Here is a 20,092-nt window from a genome sequence, read left to right on the forward strand (position 1 = left end):
CTGATTACCTCCTTTCATGCAAAATAAAAACGCTTATTCAGCGTTCGTTTCTCTCGCCACAGTCACAAGAGCATTTGATATAAGATCAACCGCTTGTTCTTCAGCTTCATCATCTCTTTCAACATGAAGTGGAGCAAAATGTAAATGCAAGAGTTCATGTACGAGACACCATTCCATGTCCTGAGGGAATGCCTCACATGCATCATAATCGACTGAATCAACAATACGAATGACCGCCATTTTCTTTAGCAGATTGTAATTGCATTCGCCTTGACCGTCGAACTCCATGTCGCGCTGTCTTGTGATTTTTAAATCAATCAGCCAATCCCGCAGGCGTAATCGCTTCTGCCAGTAATCTAGCTTTTCCTTGAGCTGATCTGCGTTCAAAATAACTTCTCGCAAAGCAATCCCCTCCAAACAAAAACGGCACCATCACTTGGCACCGTACTTTTCGAGATATTCTTTTTTCAGTTCGTCCATCCGGTTCGCGATCAATCCCGGTAACTTGATATGTTGGCCAGCAATGTTTTCAATGTATTTGCCGTCCAGCTGCTGATACTCGTCTTCAAGCGGCTGAACTTTGCTTAGATCTATTGGCTTTTGTTTGTACGCTCTCTGAATTCGGATTAGTAAAGACTTCCGCCGCTCCTGGAGCTTCTTAACTTCCTTGTCCATCACATAAGCCACATACTCATGCTTGCAATGCGGGCAGCGGAAATAACCTACAATGAACTTATCAATCTTCCTTGTCTTGTGCTTGATCTCAAAATCTTTATGGCATCCATCACAATTGACTTTCATTCTATCACCATCCTGATCTACTGCTTATGCCTGCTTTCGGTGCAAATAGAACCGTTTGGCAGAAGTATCTGTCCGAATCAAGTGCATGGTCAAATTGCTTCACAGGCTTGTCCTCGCCACGATCAGCCGCTTTTTCATCCCAAACATAGGACGCAAACTCGGTAAAAGTATTCTTACAGCAATCATTGTATAGAATCAAGCAGTTATTGAGTGCCACCGACATATTTTCGATGCCTGGCAGCACGTCGTTCTTAGCTTTAATTACATAATAACCTGCTCGCTTCAATTCTTCTATAAAACTCGTAGCCGATGGATCAATGATCACGCCTCGGATCCGACGATCGCCAACAAACTCTTTGAAGTCTTTCAAATACTCCGCGTTTGTTTTCTGTCTGACTTCCTTGCGACCGTTATAGTAATATTCTTTCACCTTGTACCACACGCCGTTGCAGAATCCCCATAGACCAAACGTCATTGGGTTTTGCATGCCGTAGTCACAAGATACATAGAATTGCGTGTAGCGCCGCTCCTCAGCCGGAACAACGTGCTTCTCACGGTCAAACATATCATAAATGAGACCTTCAGCAAGCACCCACAAGCCGAGAATAAATCGCTTGTAGAACACTCCGGTGTACATGCGCTTATAGCGCTGTTTGACCGCTTCAGACAGCGAATAGTTATCATCCATCGTGAAATGAAGATGAACCATTCTCTTGCCCTTAAGATGATTAAGATATTCAGTCTTGAACCAGTGATAAGGCCCTTCAGGGTTGCAGTTGAACCACAGCTTCGAACCATCCACAGAACAACGTGCAGTCGCTTGATTAACGAATGATTGCGGCATCAGCGCAACTTCGTCGAAGAACATACCGGCAAGCGTAATCCCTTGGATAAGGTCTTGAGAACCTTCGTCCTTGCCGCCGAACACATAGAAATAATTCACGACTCCATGGAATCGAATCTCAAGCATATTGTCCGCTCTATGATCCTTAACCCGATAATGCCGTGATCTCAGCATCCGTTTAAGCGGTGTGATAACGTTTCGCCGGAATGAACCAATTGTCTTACCGGACATGCCTAAGTTCTCTTCTGAGAAGGTATCCATTGCCCACATGACAAAGGAAAGCGACATGACAACCGTCTTACCTGCACGGACAGAACCATCACAAATTATTCCGTCTGAATCTTTAACCGGTGAATCGTCACGCCACCAGGTTAGAACCTGCATCTGCTTTGGAGAGAATGGCTTGAACTTAAACGGCGCCGGCTTTTTCTTGTGGACAAGCATCGTGAACTTTTTAACGCGTGGCTTCGTCTCAATCATCGGAGTCACCACCGCTATCATCCTCGTTGTAGTCCTTCCAGACATCAGCCGTCTTTCCGTTCAGAGCATCTAGGAATCCATCATCCTCGTAATCATCTTGATCGTCTCCTTTGAGCTTAGTGGTTTCGGCTTGAGCCTTAGCGGTATCGGCTTTAATCTTCTCTGCTTTAAGTTTCTCTTGTTGTGTTTTGGACAGAAGGTCAAAGTACTTCGACAACATATCGAGTGCCTTCATCTTGTCGGCAAGTTTGATTGATACTCCGTCACGCCCTTGCTTCACTTCATTGATTAACGACCCATCAACACTGTTCGAATCCTTTAAATCCACAAACGAATATGATTCTGTGCTTTCGTCAAACACCGGATTACCGTCACCGTCATGATCGACAATCTCCTTTTTGGTCATTTCCCTATTGCCAAACTCAACGTAATCAGTGATGTCAGCGAAGGCTATCTGAATGTACTTGTTCAGAACGTCCATCGCATCAATGAACAGTTCCCGATGCATCTTGCCTTTGATTTTACGAATATGCGCTGCAACTTTAGCATTTCTTATCAAACGGCTGCCCTCGACATGAGCGCTATCAGGAGCATAGCCGGCTTTGATTGCTGCCATCGTCTGATTGAACGACTTCACATAGTACAAACAAAAAAGCCTTTGCTTCTCGGTTAGTTCGTCCGATTCTGCAATAGGCTCTTCAATTTCTTTTTTACTTGGGGCACGCGCCTGTTTGGTTCCTTTTCTTTTTGTAGTACTACAATCGTTCTTTTGCAGTACTGCATTCCACTTATCGCGGCTTTTCCATGCACTGATTGTCTTTTCAGGAACATCTAATTGATTAGCAAGTTCCCGATTGGTGATCTTTCCTTGACTCTGCTTCCATATCTCAAAAGCTTGGCCTCTGCGCACATCTCTTTTTCTTGGCATTACATGACTCACCACACTCCTAAGAATAAAATAATTACGATTTGAATATAATAATGTTGAATAAAGGAAAATCCCTTGGAAATTCATTCAAGGGGGTAAATGTCAATGAAATTATGCTTCATTGTAATTGATTTGATATTCATTAGAATCTATATTGTAATTTAAGAAACAGCGACAAAGAAGTAAAAATTAAATAATCCAAAGGGTTTTCCTTTGGGGTTGAACGGATGTGTTAAAAACAATAGCGAATGCAATACATATTAATTACTTCTCAATTATTCCTCTTCTTTCAACTCATCCATCTCCATTTATGCAAAATAAAAACACCCCCGAAGGAGCGCCTAATCTTTTTTGCCAGTCTTGTTAAACTTTATTTTTTCCTTTTTACTTAAGTATTGAAACTTCGTCGCTGTATCATCGATATCCATTATCAAGCTATTGTCAGTCTTCTTTTTGCCTTTGAATTGTTTATAAATAATTTCTTGTTTTCTCTCTGATTGAGAGTAATGGATTTTTTCATTTTTGAGTGTGCGATAAGTAATATCAATACTGTCTACATAAGGACGAAGCATCTTTAATTTCTGCGAACATAAAGGAATAATTAATTCCTGGTTCTTTTCTATGTTGTCAATCCAAATCTTGAGTGTATCTGTATTTGTTAATTTTTCATCATCACTAATCAATATTTCGATAGTGCAATCTATAATTGCGTCTGAGTTTCCAAATACAGTTATTGAATAACATCTAACTGTATTGACTTTCTTCCCAATATCATATTCCTTTTGCCCAATCCTATAGTCAGACATATGTTTTAATTTAGGGTAGATTGTATTAATATCTTCTGTTAAGTATTCATAGTCGTCAGTAACCAATAACTTCCCTGTTTCTCTTCTTAAATGATCAATTTTACCATTGAATAAATCATGCAAATCATTGCCTGTGGAGTAAACCGATAAATAATTCCGCGAGTTTTCTATATCTTGCTGCCTGATTTGATTTATCTGAATAAACGCTACATAAACAGCAACAAGTCCACCAATGATTGCGCCGACTATTCCTAAATAACCAGATATGAGTTCATCGGTACTTATTCCAAATGTCTTAAAAATAGCTACGGCACATAATATAAATAATAAGAAGACAAATCCAATAAATACGTAATCAATTTTGGTTATTTTTTTCAAGATAATCCTCCCTTTATCTGATTATCGGATAAAAGGGAGGAAAATGGAAGCACCCTCTCGGATGCCTTTTTCTCTAAATATATTAAGTACCGAAGGTACGCCTTCTCTGCACTTATTTACGATATAAGGATAACATAAAAAATCCAACTAGAAGTGTCGTCTTGGTGTTGTGTTTCGGAAGTATCTTGATATTTTTTTGAACAGTCCGTTGCTGATTCTGGCATTCACGTGTTTGATCCAATCATAGCTGTAGCCTAACTCGTCAGCGATCTCAACCAATGAATAGCCTTGCAACCGTCGATACGCGACCTTGTATTCAATACCGTTAAATTCGCTCATTTTCTTTTCAATATCTCGCTTAGTTTGCTCTTTATCGTTCATGATCCGGTTCAGGGGAATCAGTACATCATCCACTCGATACATTTCATCTAGCGCACGATCAAGCGGCATCATCGCCTTTGTCGGATGCGTTCCCATTTGCCAATAATAGTCGCGTTCGGTCTCCAACTGGTTAATTCGCAGATACAGGCAGTCAATTTCTTTGCAGAGGTCATTATACAATTCAAGGGGCAGAAGCTTTGTTTTAGGCATCTTACCGCCCCTTCCTACGCAGCGCACCATGACGGCGTTCCAAAGTTTGGTCAAACTGCCCCATCATTTCACGCAGCTCATGTTTCGATATGTCCGGTTTCCGGTTCACTCGTTTCTTTGATTGCTTAGGCTTCTTGTTCATCGGATTCACCATCCATCGGCACGCGGATTCGACCGGACATCAATTCAGGGAGAAGAGCATCGCGCAATTCTCGCATCAATTTGTTTTCTTCATCATTAAAAAACATGCACCTTTGTGTCATTAGCAACATGATGATTCGGAAAACAGAAGGAACATCATTTTTATCCGTCAATTCAATCTTCAATACACGCGATCGGGACATCGTGATATACCGGTCAGTTTGAAGATCCAGATTGATCCCTATTTTCTTCATGTTGCGATTATTTTCTGCAATCAAATCATTGTTTTCTTTCATCGTTTCTGCTAAATCGTCGAAGCCAAGTTCTTTAGCGATTGTTTCGTTTATCGTTACTTTGACAGCATTTTTAACGACACTCAGGCGATGGATATCGTTTGCGATCTCAGACAATGGACGATGTTCCACCTCTGCATTTTTATGTTCAATATACCGACTCGGAGTTAGGACAAAGGAATTCATCATTGCATCGTCAACATCAATTGTTTTTGAAAAATCCGCTTCATCACTCTTTTTATGAACTGTTGCGGTAATCTTGTTAATGGAATCGTCTTTCAGGACATTGATCTCTTTCTTGTAAATTCTCGCTCTGTGTGTCACATCCGCATCGGTCGATCCGCCGCGCTGCTCTCTAATAAACTTTTCGGCGCTTTCTCTAGCGTCAATCATGGATATGTTTTCATTGTCTTTCGGGGTCAAAGACAAGATGCATGTGGGAATGCTTGTTGATTCAAACATCTTATCAGGGAGCATGATGACCGATTCCATTTTTCCATTTGAGACCAGATATTCCCGGACATTCTGCTCCGGATCCGACGTCAAGCATCCATTTGGAAGGATGACGGCCATCCGTCCATTTGATTTCAACTTGCTGAGAATATGGAGTATAAAGGCATAATTGGCATTACTTTTTGGTGGAAGCCCGCTTTCAGTAAACCGCGGGTCAAATTCGCCAATGATTGGCCACTCCCATTTGATATTGTACGGTGGGTTTGCGATCGCACTGTCCGCCTTGAAATTTTTGTAATCAACCACTTTCACCTGAGCGTGGTCTTTACCCGGAATAACCCGATATGTCTTATCATGTGACTCGGCAAGCACATCACCATTAATAACCGTCGCATCAATATTCCTCACAGCTAGATTAAACAGAAGAAGCGGAACGACATTTTCATCAAGTTCTTCACACACGAATTTCAGATTATGGTTGGTATTCCATTTCTGGATCGTCAAAGCCCCGGATCCGGTGCAGCAGTCATAAACAACTTTTTCCTCTTTATGCTCTGTCAGCTTTGCAACCAACTTCGCAAGACTTACCGGCGTAAAGTCCTGCTTCTTTTCCTCACGGTCTGCCAGATAAAACTGATAGATTCGCTGCATCCAGTCCACAGTTAGATCAGGGCAGAGTTTCAAATATTCTTCGTATGCTTTTATCTCTCCGTCCATAACCGCCTTCATAATCCGATCTGGAAGCTCTGAGAAGGTATCACAACCAAGTGCCGATAAAAATTTATCCGCTGTTTCTTTCAATTCCATCTTGACCACTCCTTTTTTTATTGTCCGAGTCAATAACAAAAACAAATAAAAGAGGACACCAATTCAAGCGCGTAAACGCTCAATCAGTGCCCTCCGTTCTCCCCGGCCAGGCGGTTATTCAGCTATGATCTTATACTGTGGTCTTGCTGGTTTATATTTGTTAAATGATACCTCTATTGTACCAAATTCTGGCATAGGATACTTAACTGCTTGTCCATTACTTACAAGATATACAGCATTTTCTTTTGCATCTATTTCTGATTTCATCGTGGCTGGATCAACCTGGATAAATTCTTTGTTAATGTTCATTGGGTATCGCCCCTTATGGTAAGATATAGGCATCGGATTGTCGGGGCGACCCGGCTTTTTTTATTGCACTTTAGGGTCGTACTGCGAATCAGTTTTTCATAAAAACCATCCAATGTGTCTTACTTCGTCTATTTCCAAACAGCGGCTTTTCACCAATCGCCTTTATGATTTCAGGCAGCCTGATCTGTTCCTCATTCCACTTAAAAATCAGTGTTCCGTTCGGTTTCAGCACCCTCATGCATTCATCAAAACCTTTTTTTATGTCTTCTTTCCATGTATCTTCGAGTACACCGTTTCCGGCATGGATTAAATGCGGTGGATCAAAAACTACTAGATAGAAAGATTCATCGCCGAATGGCATGTCTCGGAAATCGGCAACCACATCAGGATTAACTTCCAATGTTCGACCGTCACATAAATTGTCTTTTAATTTCCGATTGTCCATGTAAACTGCTTTAGGATTGTGCTTATCAAACCAAAACATTCGGCTTCCACAGCACGCATCCAATATTGGTTTCATCCTCTTACCTTCCTTCGCTTTAGCTGTCTACTCTGCCACAGCCCACTTGTATTTCTTCACGCACAATTCCGGCATGTTCGCACGAACCAACGCTTCCACGAATTGTGGTGGAACCGCATTTCCACAACGCGCAACCTGTTTGCTTTTCGGATACGTTTTGCCCTCAAAGTCGTGATCGATAATGTAATTGTGTGGAAAACCCTGCGCGTCGAACAGCTCTCTCGGCTGCAGCATCCGCATGCCGATGTCTACGATCCGGTATGGCTGACCGTAAACCTTCACCAAGCCGAACCGGTCATGACTTGTGACCGTTCCAAGCGGTGTATTTGCCGGCTGTCCAATACCTTGCCCGTAATATTTGATCAAGAAGGCTTGAACCGCTCCGATATGCTGTGCTCTCGCTGTTATGGTTGGCATTGGCTGCCGAACATCCGAACCAATTCCCGTTTTATAAAACTTTGTGAGGAACGCACAGGTTAACGCATATCGGTTTGACGTGTCCACATCGTAACTGTGATATTGGCTGATAAACGATGCCATCACTCGATCATCTTTCACGATATAAGGGTTTGAATTATTAGCAATAAATTTCTCAATCCCTTTTGCGATCCGAATCATCGTATTCTCAACCAATGGCTTTCTGCGCTTAAAAATACTTTTGCACGGTACCGACCAATCTATGACCTCTGCCGCTGTTCTCCACGGCTTTTTCAATCCTACCTGAACAGTTAATTCTCGCGGATCTGCATGCGTAGATTCTGGCCATGTTATCGGTTTTCCGTCACGTCTAGCGACTAGGAAAAAACGTTTCCTACTTGTAGGTGCCCCATAATCACATGCTCTCAACTCTCGCCAATCCACCCGATAACCAAGCGATCTCAGCGACTTCACAAATGACTTAAATGTCATGCCCTTTTTGTTTGGATCAGGAACCCATTGATTTTTCGAGTTGAGCATCAACGGCCCCCATGTCTTAAATTCCTCGACATTCTCAAGCATGATTACACGTGGTTTTACCGATATTGCCCATTTTATTGCGATCCATGCTAAGCCACGAATGTTCTTACTTACCGGCTTGCCACCTTTTGCCTTGGAGAAGTGCTTGCAGTCCGGAGACAGCCAGCACAATCCAACTGGGCGGCCCTCGCAAGCTTTCTTGGGATCAACATCCCACACGCTCTCACAATAGTGCTTGGTTTCGGGATGGTTTGCCTTGTGCATCGCGATTGCATCTGGATCATGGTTAATTGCAATATCTACGTTCAATCCCGTTGCCAACTCAATGCCAGTACTCGCCCCGCCTCCGCCGGCGAAGTTATCGACTATAATTTCTCTGAATATATCAAGCTGTTTAACTGGCAATCTGCTAATCTCCTTTCAATCACTTCCATTCAGTAACTCTGTATTGATCTGTCTCTTCACTCTTGCTTGTTCTTTTTTCCATTTTTCCGGTATCTCTTTTGCCTTCTGGTAAAGTTCAAAATGATACGGACAGAAGTCAATTTCACGATCAATATTTTTGGCGCATTCCTCGCACATCGGCACATCACAAGTCTCATAACTCGGTTCATTTTCCTTAACGCATCTCATACGGTCCCGCAGGAATATTTGTGGATGCCAACAGTCAATCACATAATCGCAATACCGAGTAGCCGGCCGTTTATGGCAGATAGCACATGGGCATTTAAATGTTTCGGGGTTGTTCATTTTTCCCTCACTTCTTTCCATCCATCCCTAATCCTCGCCTTCAGGTCGTAACGCTGAAGAGGTTCATATCTCCATACTGGCCATCTATTTTCATAACGCTTGAGCAATATCCACCGGCGGCGACTCATGTCGCTACCTTCTTTGTGAGAAACGGATGCAGATAGTCGAGCGCAATCCCGTTCCGACTCCATACCGTGACACAGTTTTCACAAAACCAACTGTACGGTATCGACTTCCGCCCGCCATTCGGCACCGCGTCATGCCATTTCACGAATTCCTTGATCGGCAGGATATAAGTCTCGTTGTGCTTAACAAACCGCACGAGCAGGAACGCATAGCCGCCGCAATCCTTATAGCGTTTCAGATACCGCGTCTGATGATCGTGCACATTCCGCAGTGGAAAGCTTGTTCGCTCGATTGTCTCCTTCGCGTCAAAGGCGATGCCTCGACCGTTTAGACAGCCGATAAAGTCCACCGTGCTCTTCTTAGCAGGAATCAGTTTGGTAAAGTTACCCTTGCGATCTCTAATCGGTTTAAACGGCGTTGGAATCTTTTGGACAACAGCAATCCCCTTGTGCTGATAGACTAGATTGCTAGATTCAATTTCGTGTTCCAGCTGCATGCCTAAGTTCGCGTGTGTGGTCATTGTTTTTCACCGTCCTCTTGTACGTCAATTGCCTTTTCGACAGCCCGGGGATCAATCAAGTTGAGCGTATCGAATAGGCTCTGATAGCCACTCAGTTCTTCACAAACCACTTCATTTATTGCTCTCATCCGCTCAACTTCGGATATAAGCCAAGTGAGATCTTCGCCCATTTCTTGCATGTGGTCAAAATCATATCCTTCGTCTTTCCATTGTTCTTTGATTTCTTCCAATCGATCGCTCACCCGTGCCACGCCCCTCTCAGTGCAATTGGCTGCTTGTCGCTGCCGTAGTCCTTGCAATGCTGTCCAGGACCACCATATTTCTGATGTACCTCAGCCAGCTGCTCTTTTGTCAGAAAGTAATGCTTAACCGGTCCACTTGCAAGTACTGGTCTCGGCTGAAACGGACGTGGTGGCCGTTTCTCGCCTTTCTTGGTACTTACCGCCTCCTCAATCGTCCATTTCTGCACACAGATCCGATTGAACACGTTGTTCTTATTCAGTCCGTTTTGTTCCATTCGCTTGAGTAACTCGCCGTCTATATGGTGTCCGTTGATTGTGAAGGGTTTAAGCATTGTGATCGCCGTCCTTGAGCCAATCCTTCACGTCAGGATGCTCTCTGGCGATGATCTCAACGACACTATCAATTAATTCTTCGCCTTTGGCTGCACCCAAATTGGTAATATCGACAGGTCCTGCATATGCATCACGTAAGAGCCTTAATTCCTCTTTCGGAGACATCGGATTGACAATCCTCTTGTGACTCCAGCAAGCGTTAGCCATGTCAATCACGTCTTCTTTTCCATTAACTTGGTGGATTTCTTCGATAGCACATTTGAAACCTGCATAACCTGAAATGCTATTCAATTTTTCTAGTACCTTTTCAGACTTCCAATTTTTCAGTACATATGTTTCTTCACTCATCGCTCTTGCTCCCTTCCTGCATGTCTATCGCTTCGCTTACTTTATCTGGCGCAATCAAATTCAGTTTATCGATCAGATGTTTATATCCGTTCAGTTCATCTGTCAGACGATCATTTTTAATGTTCAAGCAGAATATTTCATTACGCATATCTTCCACATCGTCTAGTGGCAAAGTGATCATTTCCCTCATTTTCTCTTTGCCTTCTTCCGGTTCCGTTTGCGTTTATGTGGTCGTTCCTCTTCCGCACAATCCTCACACAGCCGCGGATAACCTGTTTCTTCACCGTCGATCAGACAACCGCATTGTTCACAATAGAATCCATTCAGCATCATTTCTGCAATTTCACCCATCAATCAGCACCTAACCTTTCAAGAAGTGATGGGTTTTCATATTTGTTCCCAAGTACTTCAATTTCAGATATTCTATATTCAGATAACGGTTCAGAAAATCCTAACCCCGCAACGACATATTGAGCATACATGGTGCTGTGAAATACTCTGCCAATCACGCCACCGAGTGTATTGCCAAGAATGTCCCCTTCCCATATTTCTCGACCAGTCCTGTCACAAAGCCCGGTATACTGCATTAAGACAGGTTCTTCATCGAATGGTAAATCGTTATTAATATCCAGAACGTCGCCATCTGCTGTTACGTAGAATGAGCCAGGATCATCAGTTAAGATTTTGGATTTTGGAAGCCATATCCGAAACTTAGGATTTTTCATCTTTTGTGCCTTCTTTCTGTAGCTGATCCTCTAGTTCGCAGCCCTTACAATACGCGGCATACGTCGCTAGGCTGAGTAGAGCAATTGGAGCGACGATTAAGATTGCTAGCGTTGTCATTCAGCTGCTCCTCTCAAATCGATTTCAGGTATTCGTCCAGATACTCAGCGCGCCGCTTGACCTCTTCCGGATCCTCTGGTGGCTTGTCCTGTTTTTGCTTGTGCATCCATTCCGGAACAACTTCTTGCCGTTGAGACTTTTTATTGAATTTTTTGCTAGGTGACACTTGCTTGTGCTCAAACTCTGCATCTTCTAACCGTTCAGCATCTTTAACCGTATGAACACCTTGCTGTCGCCAATACCAAATCCGTTTGTATACAAAGCGCCAAGTACGACCATTTCCACGAGCTGCGGTCTTGATTCCAAAATCAATTACATCTTCCGGGTTCTCAAACCCAAACTTGTTGAATATATCTGCAATATCATCTCGTAACGTCTCGTTTATCCCACCAGGTGTGAGAAGATTATTTGCGATCAATTTGTCAACAATTGATTTTTGACGCTGTGCGATTTCCTCATCGTTGTTTTTTAAATTCTCTTCTTTACTTTCCTTTACTTTACTTTCCTTTACTTTACTTTGGGGATTACTGTCTACTTGATGCTTACCGTTACTATCATTAATGTTTACATTTACTCGTTTTCCGTCCACATTAATGATATAGACCTTAATTTTGCTATTTCCGATATACTCTAATGGATTAATAAGCAGGTACTTTCCTTCCAAAGTAACTTCTTTTCGTCTGGTCACCGCGTCTAAATAGCGCTTCTGTATGCCCTCAGAGGTCAATATTTTTTCAGATTCATAGATTTTTTGATCGAACAAACCCCACTTAATGCAATCATTTACAACGTCTGAAACGGTATTAATGTCAACATTTACTCGGCTGGAGAAAAGTAAGTGTTCCTTTTCTCCCCATTTATAGAAGTAACCTTCCTTATAAATTTTCATGAATAGTTTGATCACAACAGCGAATCCAGTTACTCCGTACTTAGCTTCTACAAGCGCTATTTTGTCGTCTTGATCGGTGTCTACATCGAGTGGAAAATAATCTAATCCTTCTTTTTTAGGACGGGCCACTTTATCCCTCCTCCCTTGCTGAATGTCTCAATCTTTTAGAACGGCAGATCGTCTTCGTTAATATCAATAGCCTTGCTGTCTCCTGCAAATGGGTCATCAAAGCTTGGAACGCCCTGAGATTGTTCTGTACCGGTGCTTCTGCTCCTGTTGCTGTAATTGTTCCCGCTTGTTGATTGACCGCTAGAATGCGTCCCTTTCGGCTCGAGAAACTGCACTGAATCGGCAATCACTTCCGTCACGTACACCCTGCGTCCTTCATTATTTTCATAGTTTCTTGTTTGAATTCGTCCATCGATACCTGCGAGACTTCCTTTACTCAAGAAGTTGGCAGCGTTCTCGGCTTGACGCCGCCATACAACAACTGGAATAAAGTCTGCCTCTTGCTCACCATCTTGTTTTTTAAAAGGACGATTGACGGCTAGGGCAAAACTTGTAACTGCGACGCCATTGGGCGTGTATCGCAATTCCGGATCCTTGGTCAATCTACCGACCAAAACCACTCGATTAATCAATTAAGCTCATCTCTTTTCGTCCGTAATTAAAATGGCAACTCTTCATCTGACGGAAGATCCGGTTCGGTCATCTTGGCATCTTTCTTTCCGTTATCTTTTGACTGACTGGAGGTCTTTGCTGATGAATCTTCAGCAATTGTTTGCTGCGCTTCTGAAAGCTCGTGAGGATCAATATCAATGACTTCTTTATCCTCAAGACCATCATCACCATCAACAAGTTGTCGCACCGTTTCATCTTTTGTAGTAGCCGCCTGCATATCAATCGATAGGATTCCCCACTTGGACAGCAGAGCTTTCAAAACCGTTTTGGTAGCCATTGCATCCCAATCACGCTTCCATCCAAAATCGGACTTGCTGAACCGTTGTTTATGTTTTTCAACCTGCTCTTTAGTCCAATAAACGGTCTTTTTGAAGCCATTGATTAATTCAAAGTAGGCTGCATACCCGATCACCTTGTCGCTTTCTTTTTCAGTGAAATCTATTTCGATTTCCTCTGTGAGAGGATTCCAGCTTTTTAACTCGCCTTCGTGAATTGAAATAACATTGATATGTTTGTACTGTCCGGTGCGAAGAGCCAACTGGATATAGCCCTTATAGCCCATTTGAAACTGAGCTACGTTTCCATAAGGAATGATCCAGGCATAGCCAAGGTTTTTATCGACCGGCAAATCAAGGGATGCTGCCACCATCGCACTGGATACAATGCTCAATGGCTGTACCTTTTGAAGCTGAGTTTCCGAATTGTAAAGGTTCAGAACTGAACTCATGAATTGCGGTGCCTTTTTATCAAGAAGCTCATTAAAACGTCTTTTCAGCGTGTCTGAATTCATCAATTGTTTTAGATCGTACTGACGAATTCCCTCTCCAGGTGCATTGTTCCGATTTGCGATTTGGTTTTTGAGCTTACTTGCTGTCGCCATTTACTGGTCTCTCCTTAATATCAAATTTTCTATACGTTGATTCGTTGAGCACTTGTTGATAAACGTCAGGGAACTTCTTTTTCAATGCTTTACTATCAACGCGATGCTGCGTGATATTAAACCATTTTGTAATATAGTCGCCAACGATGCCTTTCTCTGCATCTTTCATCTGAGCTTTAAGTAGATTCTTGATTTCTTTTTGGCGTTCCATCAGCGGCTTCAGCTCTTCTTCTCGCTGTAGGTACTCTTCGATCAGAGCCTTGCTATCAGAACCAAGCACGACTTCTTTCTCAGCTTCCGCACGCTCATACTTCTCTTTCAGATACTTCTCAGCAGCGCTTGTTCCATCAAGCGGAGGTGCAACATCAGCGATCACATAATCATTCCAAAATTTCACTTCTGCATTGAAGATCATCCAGATCAGCTCGTCATCACGATTAATTTCTTTGTAAACGAATTTGTTTCCACCGATTAAAACGGCGATATACGCGTGATCAAGACCGGTAACACCAAGGTAATGCTGCACCTGAGTTAAATAAGTATCTGGTATCTCATCATCCTTCCAGAGCTTCGCCAGATAGGCCGATGCGGTCTTGCATTCAAGCACCGCTGATTCCCCGTAAAGCAGCCGATCGACATTCGCAAAGATAAAGGGATAATCCGGATGGAAATGCATATGATTGTCATTGTGGACCTTCTTCCCAGTCCTCTTCATAAACTCTCGTGCAACCACATCTTCCATCTGATTGCCCCAGTAGATCGCTTCTGAATCAATTTCTTCCGGCGTCACTCTTCCTGTTTTCTCAAGCCAGAGTTCAAATGGTGTCTTATACTTATTCAGCCCTAGGACAATGCCACTGTCGCTTCCACCAATGCCCTTGGTGCGTTCCATGAGCCAATCAGCTCGGCTCATATTTGCAGTCGATATGGCGTTCATGGACATCAGCATCACCTCCTGATAAAATAGAGTTATTGATTAACTTGATAGAGTTTTCATTAAGAGCGCCCTGGCCGGCGTTCTTTTTCGTCTGCTCAAAATCTTTGATGAACGCTTGATAATCTGAACCGCTTTTGAACTGGAATGAAGGACGGCCATAACGATCAAAACCAATGCTTCCGCCGTGCTTGGCTAGTAGCTTCTGCGCATCCAAGTCTTGCATGAATGGATAGTTACACATTTTTTCTCACTCCTCTCTGTGCCATGTACACAAACTTGCACTCGTATTCATCGTGAATCATCTCTCCGTCAGCCAATTCCCAATAGCATTCATCATCATATATTGCTTCGCCGCAGCCTTCACAACGGCCAATCGGTTTATGCTGTTTAGATGATGGCCCATACAAAGGACTTCCAAGAACCATTCCGTTTTCGATGCTCATGCAATCACCCCCTCTCAGTGGTTCAAATAGATGTCCCTTGCTTGCTCAAACGAGTTATCATCCATCACACGCAATAGAGCAGCAAGTAACTTCGTTTCCTGTTCTTCCGCGTATCCGAGACGATCTGCAGCAAGCATCACATAGCCGAAAAATGCTTGGTTGTAATAAGCAGAATCTTTTTCAGGCATTCAGTTCACCTCTATTTGTTTTTGGTTTGCATTCAGATACCGCAAATCAACTTTTTCAGTTCGCCGCCTGTTAGTGATCCGGTGCGACCGGTATCCGTTAGCTTGCAATGGACAATGGCGTGTCCCATCTTTTCGCTAACGCCGATGATGACGAAGTTATGAATTTGTTTACCAATTAAACGCTTGCATTGCTTGATTGTCATTTCAATTCACCTCGTTTCGCGATTGCCTTGAATTCGATCAGCTGCCGATAGAAGAAACATTCAGCAACGGCCATACCTTTGCGTTGTGCTTTCGCGTGCAGGTCTTCCAGTTCTGTGATGCGTTCCAAAACCTCGTTCATTTCTTTTTCACCACGATTCTGACGATCTTTAGATGCTCCAAAGTCGGTAAAAACGGTTGTTCCGGCTTATTGACCAGTGCGATCAGCTCGTCCATGCAGTTGCAAATTTCATCAATATTTGTGTCGGCGTCCTCCAATTCGCCAAGAGCGATTCTTAATTGCCATGCATGAAACATGCGCTCAATGCATTCGATACGTTCTTTAACCGCCGGTAAATCCTTATCTGAAAAATGTTCTTTCAGTTCGTCCGTGAAGAGGTTCATTACATCATCGCCGCCTTTTTCGGCTTATAGGTCATTGCCACGCCCTGAGTTAATGCCTTTGTTGACCAACGGCTTGTCAGGTCGTCAACATCTAAGTCAAATTCTCTCATTCCTGCGTAAAGGAATGTTTGCAATGCTCGATAAACGTCATAAACTTGCTGCCAATCATCTGTTTTCAGTACCGAAATCCGAGTTGGACGTAGGTTGCTGATCCAATGTCGAATCGTTCCGAGCTTGTCCTCTGCTTCGTCGATTTGCTCCTGCAAGTTGATCAGCGCCTCGGCTGCGTTGTCGTTTAATTCCGGCGTAATCGGCACCGCAGCCAGTGGATGTAGACTGTAAATGTACTGGACAAGGTCAATATGTTCGTAGGCTTTTAAAACCGTGAACCAGCGAATCATAAACTCTGGTGTTGCATTGATGTAGCCATTTTCAAAATCGCTGATTTGACGTTGAGTTTTGCCTAGACATTTGCCAATTGCTTCTTGACTTATTCCTGCCTCAATGCGATCGTCATGCATTATATTTTTCAAAATGTAGCGTGGATACGCTTTGTTCGTCATATGTTCGCCTCCAAATCTACTATTATTTTCCAGTTAAGATAGAATCATAAGTTGTTACTTTCATACCGCCGTCTTTCGGTATTCATCCAATCGCCGATAAAGCACTGGCGCATTCAGTTTCACCCATTCGGTGTTCTGCTCAATCCATAAGATAAGGAGATGCTTCGCAACTTTCGGACGACCAAGCTCACGTGTAACTGGGAAGTGCCGCGGATCATTTAACAGCTCAGATGCTTTGTTGTTCTTGATACCGCAATAGGATTCCAAATCAGCCTTTGATAGTATCGGCGGCCAGTCACTGTAAACGCTCAATCGATCGGTGAGTTTCTCATAGGCACGATCAGCGATCTTGTCAGCCAACAAATTAATAAAATCGTCGTCAAATTCAGCTTTGAACACTTGTGTCGCCTCCTTTCAGTTGTGCTTGAGCGTGGCGATGGCTTGGACGATTTCTTTAACGTCCTCACTAAAGCCGTTACTCGCGATGATTTGGTTTGCTTCTTCAGCAAGGTTTTCAATCAGTTCTTTTTCGGCTTCAGTCATTTTTGATCCGCCTCCTTTTTGCTTTGTAATCAGGCATTGGGTAGATTGTTCATGCCGGAACACCGTTTTTCAAAAATTTATTTATGAAATATGGTTGTCCTTTGCCAGTAACTTTTGGCGTTTTAGATAGCGTTACAAATCCATTACTGTGCGTGATCGCTGTTTCTTTAATCCTAAAAAGACCCATTTCCATACTCTTTTGCGTTGGCATGTTGTAATCTGTTCCTTTACGCTTGATCAGATAGCCATTTTCACGCATCCAGCGAAACAATCGAGTAGCACCAATGTCGATTCCATTCTGCTTCAACATCTTTGCAAGATCGCCAATCAAGATGCACCCGTTACTGTCGGCTACGGAATCGGCAAACAGGACTTTTGGCTTCTGGATGTCAATCGTATTATTAAGTTCATTTATTTTGGCATTTGCGAATTCAAGCGCACGCTTCATGATCATTTCAGGACTGTTCCAAAGCATCTCAAGTTTTAAAAAATACTGTCGCGCTTCTTTGCCGCGTTGCGTTCTCTGAAGCATTGAAATTTCTTTAGCCATGTTGATTGTCATTTTGTGATCCTCGATCACTTGAAGATTTTGGGGGTGTACCATTTGGTACGGGCTATAATCAACCCCTTCTGTGAAGCCATATCCGGTCATTCGCTCGAACCATTTTGAATATCTTTCTTTGATTAGAAGAAATTCGTAAAGTTCATGACCATGAACTTTCAATTCACCATTTTCTGTTTGATGAGTAGGGATAAGCTGGTTCATTAGATCACTTCCTTTTCTTTATCTTTCGTAGCGTTTTTCGCTACATCCTGATCAAAAAAATATTCTGATGGAACTTTGAAAAAAATCGCTAGTGCATGTAACTCATCTGCCGAAAACTTAACGTGTCCAAGTTCTTTTCTGTTATAGGAATAAACGCTTTTAAACCTTAACAGTTCAGCAAGTTCTTCTTGAGATAACTTTTTTTCTTTTCTCAAATCCTTTATTTTCTCAAGGTTTAGAACTGCCATTCCTTATCACCTCCGTAGCGTTTTTTGCAACTCCATATTCATATTATATATTGCATTATTCGCTACGTCAATACTAAATTAGCGTTTTTCGCTATTTATTTTTGCATTAAACGCAAAGATGATAAAATTAAGGGGATGATTTTTTATGGGGGTAATTTTATTGAAAAAAGCCCTTGGTGATCGATTAAAAGAGTTGAGAGAATCAAAAAGACTAAGCCAAAAAGAGGCTGCTTCGCGATTCGGTATAACGAATTTTCAACTTTCTCGATACGAGACGGGGAAAGCAAATCCAGATCCTGATTTAATAGCAAAATTTGCCGAGTATTACGAGGTGACATCGGATTATTTATTAGGCTTATCGGACATAAAAAATCCCGAAAAACGGTCGGAAAGCCGCTTCTTCTTCGACTTAGATGATGCTACCGAGGAAGACTTAGAAGACCTTGAACAAGTGTACAAAATGCTTCAGCGTAGAAAACAAAAAAGACAAAATAAAGACAGCGATTGAAACCCACACCATGAAAAAAGACGCTCAAAGAGCGCCCGTTTAGGTGTGGGATTTTTATTATTATTGAGGTAGTACATATTTAATAGATAGATATTCATAGGGGGGGATTTTATGAAGATAAAAGCACTTATTCTATTGACAGTTATTTCCACTTTAATTCTTTCGTCTTGTGGTCAGAGTGTAAACGGCATTCCAAAAGATCAATTTTCAACAGCAGAACAAGTCGCTTACGACTTCACAAAAGCAATGTACAGTGGTAAAGAATCGAACCAATATCGAGCAATGAATGATTTAATGTCAAAAGATAATAGCCTTATAGCTATGATGTCTTCTATGAAAGATGATGGCGTTTTTAGTGAACATTATTCTGACATTAAAGTCATGAAACTTATTAAAGAAAAAGAGAAAGGTGAAACGATCCGATATATCTTACTGAAGCTAACTAATGGCGAAGGTTCGCGAGAGAACATAGTCAGTGTTTATAAAACTAAGGTCCAGTTAATATTTGCGCCGAACGACAAAATCGGCAAAGAAGGCTTTGAACGATTACGTAAGAAGTTTTAAACGCTTAATCTATATAAATATTCATAGGGGGATATCGATGATTGCTTCCATTTCAATTATTACCGCCTTATCAATCGTATCTTTTTTTGTGGGAGCCGTTTTGATGATTCCTAAGAAAATGAGAAAAAAGGGTGTGAAATTATTTGCGGCAAGTATAGTTATTTTTGCTGTGTGTGTCGTTACATCGCTTTTCTTCAATGAAGATGATAAGCCGTCTAGTGATAACTCTAATTCGAAAGCATCAGATAGTATTTATTTAACGAAAGATGATGAAGAAGCTCTAGCATCCGCTCAATCTTCCGCTAATCAGGAAACATTAAAAACAAAAATAAAATCTTCAGCTAAGCCTCAAATAGGCAAAGTTGAAGAAGTCGATATTAATGACGATACTGGAAAAAATGATGGTGGAAAAATCGTCCTCATTCATATCAAATCAAACGAAGCTACCAAACGAGTAGCACTTTACCAAACATCCTTAATTATGAGCAAAGAATTCAAAATCAAGAAAGTCAATGAAGTCGTAGTCTTTTGGGATGCTGATGTAGTGGATAAATACGGTAAAAAATCAGTCGGAACGTTGGCCAAGGTTGGGCTGACAAAAAGCGTCGCTAAGAAGATCCAATGGGATTCATTTGACTACACCCAATATCCTAATATTACTGATAACTACTACATGAGCAAACTATTAAAATAACGTTTTTCAACCACACAGAGAAAGGAATACCCCTTTGATCTACACATCGTTCCGCTTCCCCTACTTAGGTATTTTGCCGCAAGGCATTTACATAAATAAGACGAAATTATGG

At 42.2% G+C, this 20,092-nt stretch carries 38 protein-coding genes; 3 read left to right on the forward strand and 35 right to left on the reverse strand.

From position 1 onward, the window contains the following. Positions 1-33 precede the first annotated feature (33 nt). From AA84_RS0105905 to AA84_RS0106080, 35 genes are all read right to left on the reverse strand, one after another. Positions 34-402 carry a hypothetical protein gene (locus AA84_RS0105905; protein ID WP_028976448.1) on the reverse strand — a complete coding sequence of 123 codons (369 nt, stop codon included), beginning with the start codon at positions 400-402 and terminating at the stop codon, positions 34-36. Positions 403-432: 30 nt separating this feature from the next. Beyond that, positions 433-801, reverse strand: coding sequence for a hypothetical protein (locus AA84_RS17200; RefSeq protein ID WP_037563082.1), 369 nt, complete (start codon positions 799-801; stop codon positions 433-435). A 4-nt stretch (positions 802-805) separates the two neighbouring features. Then, positions 806-2,125, reverse strand: coding sequence for a PBSX family phage terminase large subunit (locus AA84_RS0105915; protein WP_328286229.1), 1,320 nt, complete (start codon positions 2,123-2,125; stop codon positions 806-808). Beyond that, the gene (locus tag AA84_RS0105920) at positions 2,118-3,053 is read right to left on the reverse strand and encodes a terminase small subunit (protein WP_028976450.1); all 936 of its coding nucleotides are present in this window, start codon (positions 3,051-3,053) and stop codon (positions 2,118-2,120) included. The genes AA84_RS0105915 and AA84_RS0105920 overlap by 8 nt, the downstream gene beginning before the upstream one ends. A gap of 341 nt (positions 3,054-3,394) precedes the next feature. Continuing rightward, positions 3,395-4,237 (reverse strand): DUF4190 domain-containing protein, encoded by an 843-nt coding sequence (locus tag AA84_RS0105925; protein WP_028976451.1) that lies wholly within the window; start codon positions 4,235-4,237, stop codon positions 3,395-3,397. Positions 4,238-4,384: 147 nt separating this feature from the next. Next, positions 4,385-4,828 carry a hypothetical protein gene (locus AA84_RS0105930; protein ID WP_028976452.1) on the reverse strand — a complete coding sequence of 148 codons (444 nt, stop codon included), beginning with the start codon at positions 4,826-4,828 and terminating at the stop codon, positions 4,385-4,387. A 1-nt stretch (position 4,829) separates the two neighbouring features. Then, positions 4,830-4,970, reverse strand: a complete 141-nt coding sequence (locus tag AA84_RS18930; RefSeq protein ID WP_160168699.1) for a hypothetical protein — start codon at positions 4,968-4,970, stop codon at positions 4,830-4,832. After that, complete coding sequence (locus AA84_RS18310; protein ID WP_051577826.1) at positions 4,954-6,522, reverse strand: N-6 DNA methylase; 1,569 nt, start codon at positions 6,520-6,522, stop codon at positions 4,954-4,956. Before AA84_RS18310 ends, AA84_RS18930 begins: the two co-directional genes overlap by 17 nt. 114 nt (positions 6,523-6,636) lie before the next feature. Continuing rightward, complete coding sequence (locus AA84_RS0105945; RefSeq protein WP_028976453.1) at positions 6,637-6,831, reverse strand: hypothetical protein; 195 nt, start codon at positions 6,829-6,831, stop codon at positions 6,637-6,639. 88 nt (positions 6,832-6,919) lie between these two features. Next, positions 6,920-7,351 carry a class I SAM-dependent methyltransferase gene (locus AA84_RS0105950; RefSeq protein WP_028976454.1) on the reverse strand — a complete coding sequence of 144 codons (432 nt, stop codon included), beginning with the start codon at positions 7,349-7,351 and terminating at the stop codon, positions 6,920-6,922. A 27-nt stretch (positions 7,352-7,378) separates the two neighbouring features. Further along, positions 7,379-8,713 carry a DNA cytosine methyltransferase gene (locus AA84_RS0105955; RefSeq protein ID WP_028976455.1) on the reverse strand — a complete coding sequence of 445 codons (1,335 nt, stop codon included), beginning with the start codon at positions 8,711-8,713 and terminating at the stop codon, positions 7,379-7,381. A 15-nt stretch (positions 8,714-8,728) separates the two neighbouring features. Next, entirely contained in the window at positions 8,729-8,941 is a 213-nt protein-coding gene (locus tag AA84_RS18815; RefSeq protein ID WP_152540351.1) for a hypothetical protein, read from the reverse strand. Positions 8,942-9,182: 241 nt separating this feature from the next. Beyond that, positions 9,183-9,704 carry a Holliday junction resolvase RecU gene (locus AA84_RS0105970; protein ID WP_028976456.1) on the reverse strand — a complete coding sequence of 174 codons (522 nt, stop codon included), beginning with the start codon at positions 9,702-9,704 and terminating at the stop codon, positions 9,183-9,185. Further along, on the reverse strand, positions 9,701-9,946 hold the full coding sequence (locus tag AA84_RS0105975; RefSeq protein ID WP_028976457.1) for a hypothetical protein: 246 nt from the start codon (positions 9,944-9,946) through the stop codon (positions 9,701-9,703). The genes AA84_RS0105970 and AA84_RS0105975 overlap by 4 nt, the downstream gene beginning before the upstream one ends. Beyond that, positions 9,943-10,278, reverse strand: coding sequence for a hypothetical protein (locus AA84_RS0105980; RefSeq protein ID WP_028976458.1), 336 nt, complete (start codon positions 10,276-10,278; stop codon positions 9,943-9,945). The genes AA84_RS0105975 and AA84_RS0105980 overlap by 4 nt, the downstream gene beginning before the upstream one ends. After that, positions 10,271-10,627: a hypothetical protein gene (locus AA84_RS0105985; protein WP_028976459.1), complete on the reverse strand. Its 357-nt coding sequence runs from the start codon at positions 10,625-10,627 to the stop codon at positions 10,271-10,273. The genes AA84_RS0105980 and AA84_RS0105985 overlap by 8 nt, the downstream gene beginning before the upstream one ends. Beyond that, complete coding sequence (locus AA84_RS0105990) at positions 10,620-10,817, reverse strand: hypothetical protein (RefSeq protein WP_028976460.1); 198 nt, start codon at positions 10,815-10,817, stop codon at positions 10,620-10,622. Before AA84_RS0105990 ends, AA84_RS0105985 begins: the two co-directional genes overlap by 8 nt. Continuing rightward, on the reverse strand, positions 10,814-10,978 hold the full coding sequence (locus AA84_RS19165; RefSeq protein WP_169736931.1) for a hypothetical protein: 165 nt from the start codon (positions 10,976-10,978) through the stop codon (positions 10,814-10,816). The genes AA84_RS0105990 and AA84_RS19165 overlap by 4 nt, the downstream gene beginning before the upstream one ends. Beyond that, on the reverse strand, positions 10,978-11,352 hold the full coding sequence (locus tag AA84_RS17215; protein ID WP_051577827.1) for a YopX family protein: 375 nt from the start codon (positions 11,350-11,352) through the stop codon (positions 10,978-10,980). Before AA84_RS17215 ends, AA84_RS19165 begins: the two co-directional genes overlap by 1 nt. Then, a complete protein-coding gene (locus tag AA84_RS19495) occupies positions 11,339-11,470 on the reverse strand; it encodes a hypothetical protein (RefSeq protein ID WP_268870274.1) in 132 nt (43 codons plus the stop codon). Before AA84_RS19495 ends, AA84_RS17215 begins: the two co-directional genes overlap by 14 nt. Before the next feature lie 13 nt (positions 11,471-11,483). After that, the gene (locus AA84_RS18315) at positions 11,484-12,488 is read right to left on the reverse strand and encodes a Lin1244/Lin1753 domain-containing protein (RefSeq protein ID WP_051577828.1); all 1,005 of its coding nucleotides are present in this window, start codon (positions 12,486-12,488) and stop codon (positions 11,484-11,486) included. Between the two features lie 35 nt (positions 12,489-12,523). Next, the gene (ssb, locus tag AA84_RS0106015) at positions 12,524-13,000 is read right to left on the reverse strand and encodes a single-stranded DNA-binding protein (protein WP_028976461.1); all 477 of its coding nucleotides are present in this window, start codon (positions 12,998-13,000) and stop codon (positions 12,524-12,526) included. 26 nt (positions 13,001-13,026) lie between these two features. Then, positions 13,027-13,920 (reverse strand): recombinase RecT, encoded by an 894-nt coding sequence (locus AA84_RS17225; protein WP_081791731.1) that lies wholly within the window; start codon positions 13,918-13,920, stop codon positions 13,027-13,029. After that, on the reverse strand, positions 13,904-14,863 hold the full coding sequence (locus AA84_RS0106025; protein ID WP_037563088.1) for a YqaJ viral recombinase family nuclease: 960 nt from the start codon (positions 14,861-14,863) through the stop codon (positions 13,904-13,906). The genes AA84_RS17225 and AA84_RS0106025 overlap by 17 nt, the downstream gene beginning before the upstream one ends. Further along, positions 14,820-15,098, reverse strand: a complete 279-nt coding sequence (locus AA84_RS0106030) for a hypothetical protein (RefSeq protein WP_028976463.1) — start codon at positions 15,096-15,098, stop codon at positions 14,820-14,822. Before AA84_RS0106030 ends, AA84_RS0106025 begins: the two co-directional genes overlap by 44 nt. Beyond that, complete coding sequence (locus AA84_RS17230) at positions 15,091-15,300, reverse strand: hypothetical protein (RefSeq protein WP_037563090.1); 210 nt, start codon at positions 15,298-15,300, stop codon at positions 15,091-15,093. The genes AA84_RS0106030 and AA84_RS17230 overlap by 8 nt, the downstream gene beginning before the upstream one ends. Positions 15,301-15,314: 14 nt before the next feature. Continuing rightward, the gene (locus AA84_RS18935) at positions 15,315-15,488 is read right to left on the reverse strand and encodes a hypothetical protein (RefSeq protein ID WP_160168700.1); all 174 of its coding nucleotides are present in this window, start codon (positions 15,486-15,488) and stop codon (positions 15,315-15,317) included. Between the two features lie 32 nt (positions 15,489-15,520). Further along, positions 15,521-15,691 carry a hypothetical protein gene (locus AA84_RS18940; protein ID WP_160168701.1) on the reverse strand — a complete coding sequence of 57 codons (171 nt, stop codon included), beginning with the start codon at positions 15,689-15,691 and terminating at the stop codon, positions 15,521-15,523. After that, positions 15,688-15,831, reverse strand: coding sequence for a hypothetical protein (locus tag AA84_RS18945; RefSeq protein WP_160168702.1), 144 nt, complete (start codon positions 15,829-15,831; stop codon positions 15,688-15,690). Before AA84_RS18945 ends, AA84_RS18940 begins: the two co-directional genes overlap by 4 nt. Beyond that, positions 15,828-16,094 carry a hypothetical protein gene (locus AA84_RS0106055; protein WP_028976464.1) on the reverse strand — a complete coding sequence of 89 codons (267 nt, stop codon included), beginning with the start codon at positions 16,092-16,094 and terminating at the stop codon, positions 15,828-15,830. The genes AA84_RS18945 and AA84_RS0106055 overlap by 4 nt, the downstream gene beginning before the upstream one ends. After that, complete coding sequence (locus tag AA84_RS0106060) at positions 16,094-16,657, reverse strand: helix-turn-helix domain-containing protein (RefSeq protein ID WP_028976465.1); 564 nt, start codon at positions 16,655-16,657, stop codon at positions 16,094-16,096. Before AA84_RS0106060 ends, AA84_RS0106055 begins: the two co-directional genes overlap by 1 nt. Positions 16,658-16,717: 60 nt before the next feature. Then, positions 16,718-17,056, reverse strand: coding sequence for a hypothetical protein (locus AA84_RS17235; protein ID WP_051577830.1), 339 nt, complete (start codon positions 17,054-17,056; stop codon positions 16,718-16,720). A 15-nt stretch (positions 17,057-17,071) separates the two neighbouring features. Further along, positions 17,072-17,200, reverse strand: coding sequence for a hypothetical protein (locus AA84_RS19500; RefSeq protein ID WP_263282760.1), 129 nt, complete (start codon positions 17,198-17,200; stop codon positions 17,072-17,074). A 49-nt stretch (positions 17,201-17,249) separates the two neighbouring features. Then, positions 17,250-17,966 (reverse strand): phage antirepressor KilAC domain-containing protein, encoded by a 717-nt coding sequence (locus AA84_RS0106075; protein ID WP_028976466.1) that lies wholly within the window; start codon positions 17,964-17,966, stop codon positions 17,250-17,252. Next, entirely contained in the window at positions 17,966-18,214 is a 249-nt protein-coding gene (locus AA84_RS0106080; protein ID WP_028976467.1) for a helix-turn-helix domain-containing protein, read from the reverse strand. Before AA84_RS0106080 ends, AA84_RS0106075 begins: the two co-directional genes overlap by 1 nt. Before the next feature lie 145 nt (positions 18,215-18,359). Between AA84_RS0106080 and AA84_RS0106085 the strand changes: the two genes are divergently transcribed. The 3 genes from AA84_RS0106085 to AA84_RS0106095 all read left to right on the forward strand — a co-directional run bounded on the left by AA84_RS0106085 (position 18,360) and on the right by AA84_RS0106095 (position 19,980). Next, a complete protein-coding gene (locus AA84_RS0106085; protein WP_037563093.1) occupies positions 18,360-18,722 on the forward strand; it encodes a helix-turn-helix domain-containing protein in 363 nt (120 codons plus the stop codon). A gap of 111 nt (positions 18,723-18,833) precedes the next feature. Continuing rightward, the gene (locus tag AA84_RS0106090) at positions 18,834-19,286 is read left to right on the forward strand and encodes a hypothetical protein (protein ID WP_028976469.1); all 453 of its coding nucleotides are present in this window, start codon (positions 18,834-18,836) and stop codon (positions 19,284-19,286) included. Between the two features lie 37 nt (positions 19,287-19,323). Then, positions 19,324-19,980 (forward strand): hypothetical protein, encoded by a 657-nt coding sequence (locus AA84_RS0106095; RefSeq protein WP_028976470.1) that lies wholly within the window; start codon positions 19,324-19,326, stop codon positions 19,978-19,980. The last annotated feature ends 112 nt before the right edge of the window (positions 19,981-20,092 follow it).

The sequence above is a fragment of the Sporolactobacillus terrae DSM 11697 genome, assembly GCF_000648615.1.
GTDB lineage: Bacteria > Bacillota > Bacilli > Bacillales > Sporolactobacillaceae > Sporolactobacillus > Sporolactobacillus terrae.

What these genes read in the sequence shown, in the direction of transcription:
- AA84_RS0106055 (WP_028976464.1), bottom strand. Translation starts at nt 16,094, where the DNA reads ATGAACCTCTTCACGGACGAACTGAAAGAACATTTTTCAGATAAGGAT.
- AA84_RS18815 (WP_152540351.1), bottom strand. Translation starts at nt 8,941, where the DNA reads ATGAGATGCGTTAAGGAAAATGAACCGAGTTATGAGACTTGTGATGTG.
- AA84_RS19495 (WP_268870274.1), bottom strand. Translation starts at nt 11,470, where the DNA reads ATGACAACGCTAGCAATCTTAATCGTCGCTCCAATTGCTCTACTCAGC.
- AA84_RS0106080 (WP_028976467.1), bottom strand. Translation starts at nt 18,214, where the DNA reads ATGGCAGTTCTAAACCTTGAGAAAATAAAGGATTTGAGAAAAGAAAAA.
- AA84_RS0106085 (WP_037563093.1), top strand. Translation starts at nt 18,360, where the DNA reads ATGGGGGTAATTTTATTGAAAAAAGCCCTTGGTGATCGATTAAAAGAG.
- AA84_RS0105950 (WP_028976454.1), bottom strand. Translation starts at nt 7,351, where the DNA reads ATGAAACCAATATTGGATGCGTGCTGTGGAAGCCGAATGTTTTGGTTT.
- AA84_RS0106060 (WP_028976465.1), bottom strand. Translation starts at nt 16,657, where the DNA reads ATGACGAACAAAGCGTATCCACGCTACATTTTGAAAAATATAATGCAT.
- AA84_RS0105915 (WP_328286229.1), bottom strand. Translation starts at nt 2,125, where the DNA reads ATGATTGAGACGAAGCCACGCGTTAAAAAGTTCACGATGCTTGTCCAC.
- AA84_RS0106030 (WP_028976463.1), bottom strand. Translation starts at nt 15,098, where the DNA reads ATGTGTAACTATCCATTCATGCAAGACTTGGATGCGCAGAAGCTACTA.
- AA84_RS18930 (WP_160168699.1), bottom strand. Translation starts at nt 4,970, where the DNA reads ATGAACAAGAAGCCTAAGCAATCAAAGAAACGAGTGAACCGGAAACCG.
- AA84_RS18945 (WP_160168702.1), bottom strand. Translation starts at nt 15,831, where the DNA reads ATGAACGAGGTTTTGGAACGCATCACAGAACTGGAAGACCTGCACGCG.
- AA84_RS0106090 (WP_028976469.1), top strand. Translation starts at nt 18,834, where the DNA reads ATGAAGATAAAAGCACTTATTCTATTGACAGTTATTTCCACTTTAATT.
- AA84_RS18940 (WP_160168701.1), bottom strand. Translation starts at nt 15,691, where the DNA reads ATGACAATCAAGCAATGCAAGCGTTTAATTGGTAAACAAATTCATAAC.
- AA84_RS0105920 (WP_028976450.1), bottom strand. Translation starts at nt 3,053, where the DNA reads ATGCCAAGAAAAAGAGATGTGCGCAGAGGCCAAGCTTTTGAGATATGG.
- AA84_RS0106095 (WP_028976470.1), top strand. Translation starts at nt 19,324, where the DNA reads ATGATTGCTTCCATTTCAATTATTACCGCCTTATCAATCGTATCTTTT.
- AA84_RS0105970 (WP_028976456.1), bottom strand. Translation starts at nt 9,704, where the DNA reads ATGACCACACACGCGAACTTAGGCATGCAGCTGGAACACGAAATTGAA.
- AA84_RS17200 (WP_037563082.1), bottom strand. Translation starts at nt 801, where the DNA reads ATGAAAGTCAATTGTGATGGATGCCATAAAGATTTTGAGATCAAGCAC.
- AA84_RS18310 (WP_051577826.1), bottom strand. Translation starts at nt 6,522, where the DNA reads ATGGAATTGAAAGAAACAGCGGATAAATTTTTATCGGCACTTGGTTGT.
- AA84_RS0105990 (WP_028976460.1), bottom strand. Translation starts at nt 10,817, where the DNA reads ATGAGGGAAATGATCACTTTGCCACTAGACGATGTGGAAGATATGCGT.
- AA84_RS0105985 (WP_028976459.1), bottom strand. Translation starts at nt 10,627, where the DNA reads ATGAGTGAAGAAACATATGTACTGAAAAATTGGAAGTCTGAAAAGGTA.
- AA84_RS18935 (WP_160168700.1), bottom strand. Translation starts at nt 15,488, where the DNA reads ATGCCTGAAAAAGATTCTGCTTATTACAACCAAGCATTTTTCGGCTAT.
- AA84_RS19165 (WP_169736931.1), bottom strand. Translation starts at nt 10,978, where the DNA reads ATGGGTGAAATTGCAGAAATGATGCTGAATGGATTCTATTGTGAACAA.
- AA84_RS0105980 (WP_028976458.1), bottom strand. Translation starts at nt 10,278, where the DNA reads ATGCTTAAACCCTTCACAATCAACGGACACCATATAGACGGCGAGTTA.
- AA84_RS0106025 (WP_037563088.1), bottom strand. Translation starts at nt 14,863, where the DNA reads ATGTCCATGAACGCCATATCGACTGCAAATATGAGCCGAGCTGATTGG.
- AA84_RS0105945 (WP_028976453.1), bottom strand. Translation starts at nt 6,831, where the DNA reads ATGAACATTAACAAAGAATTTATCCAGGTTGATCCAGCCACGATGAAA.
- AA84_RS0105930 (WP_028976452.1), bottom strand. Translation starts at nt 4,828, where the DNA reads ATGCCTAAAACAAAGCTTCTGCCCCTTGAATTGTATAATGACCTCTGC.
- AA84_RS17215 (WP_051577827.1), bottom strand. Translation starts at nt 11,352, where the DNA reads ATGAAAAATCCTAAGTTTCGGATATGGCTTCCAAAATCCAAAATCTTA.
- AA84_RS19500 (WP_263282760.1), bottom strand. Translation starts at nt 17,200, where the DNA reads ATGACTGAAGCCGAAAAAGAACTGATTGAAAACCTTGCTGAAGAAGCA.
- AA84_RS17230 (WP_037563090.1), bottom strand. Translation starts at nt 15,300, where the DNA reads ATGAGCATCGAAAACGGAATGGTTCTTGGAAGTCCTTTGTATGGGCCA.
- AA84_RS17225 (WP_081791731.1), bottom strand. Translation starts at nt 13,920, where the DNA reads ATGGCGACAGCAAGTAAGCTCAAAAACCAAATCGCAAATCGGAACAAT.
- AA84_RS0106075 (WP_028976466.1), bottom strand. Translation starts at nt 17,966, where the DNA reads ATGAACCAGCTTATCCCTACTCATCAAACAGAAAATGGTGAATTGAAA.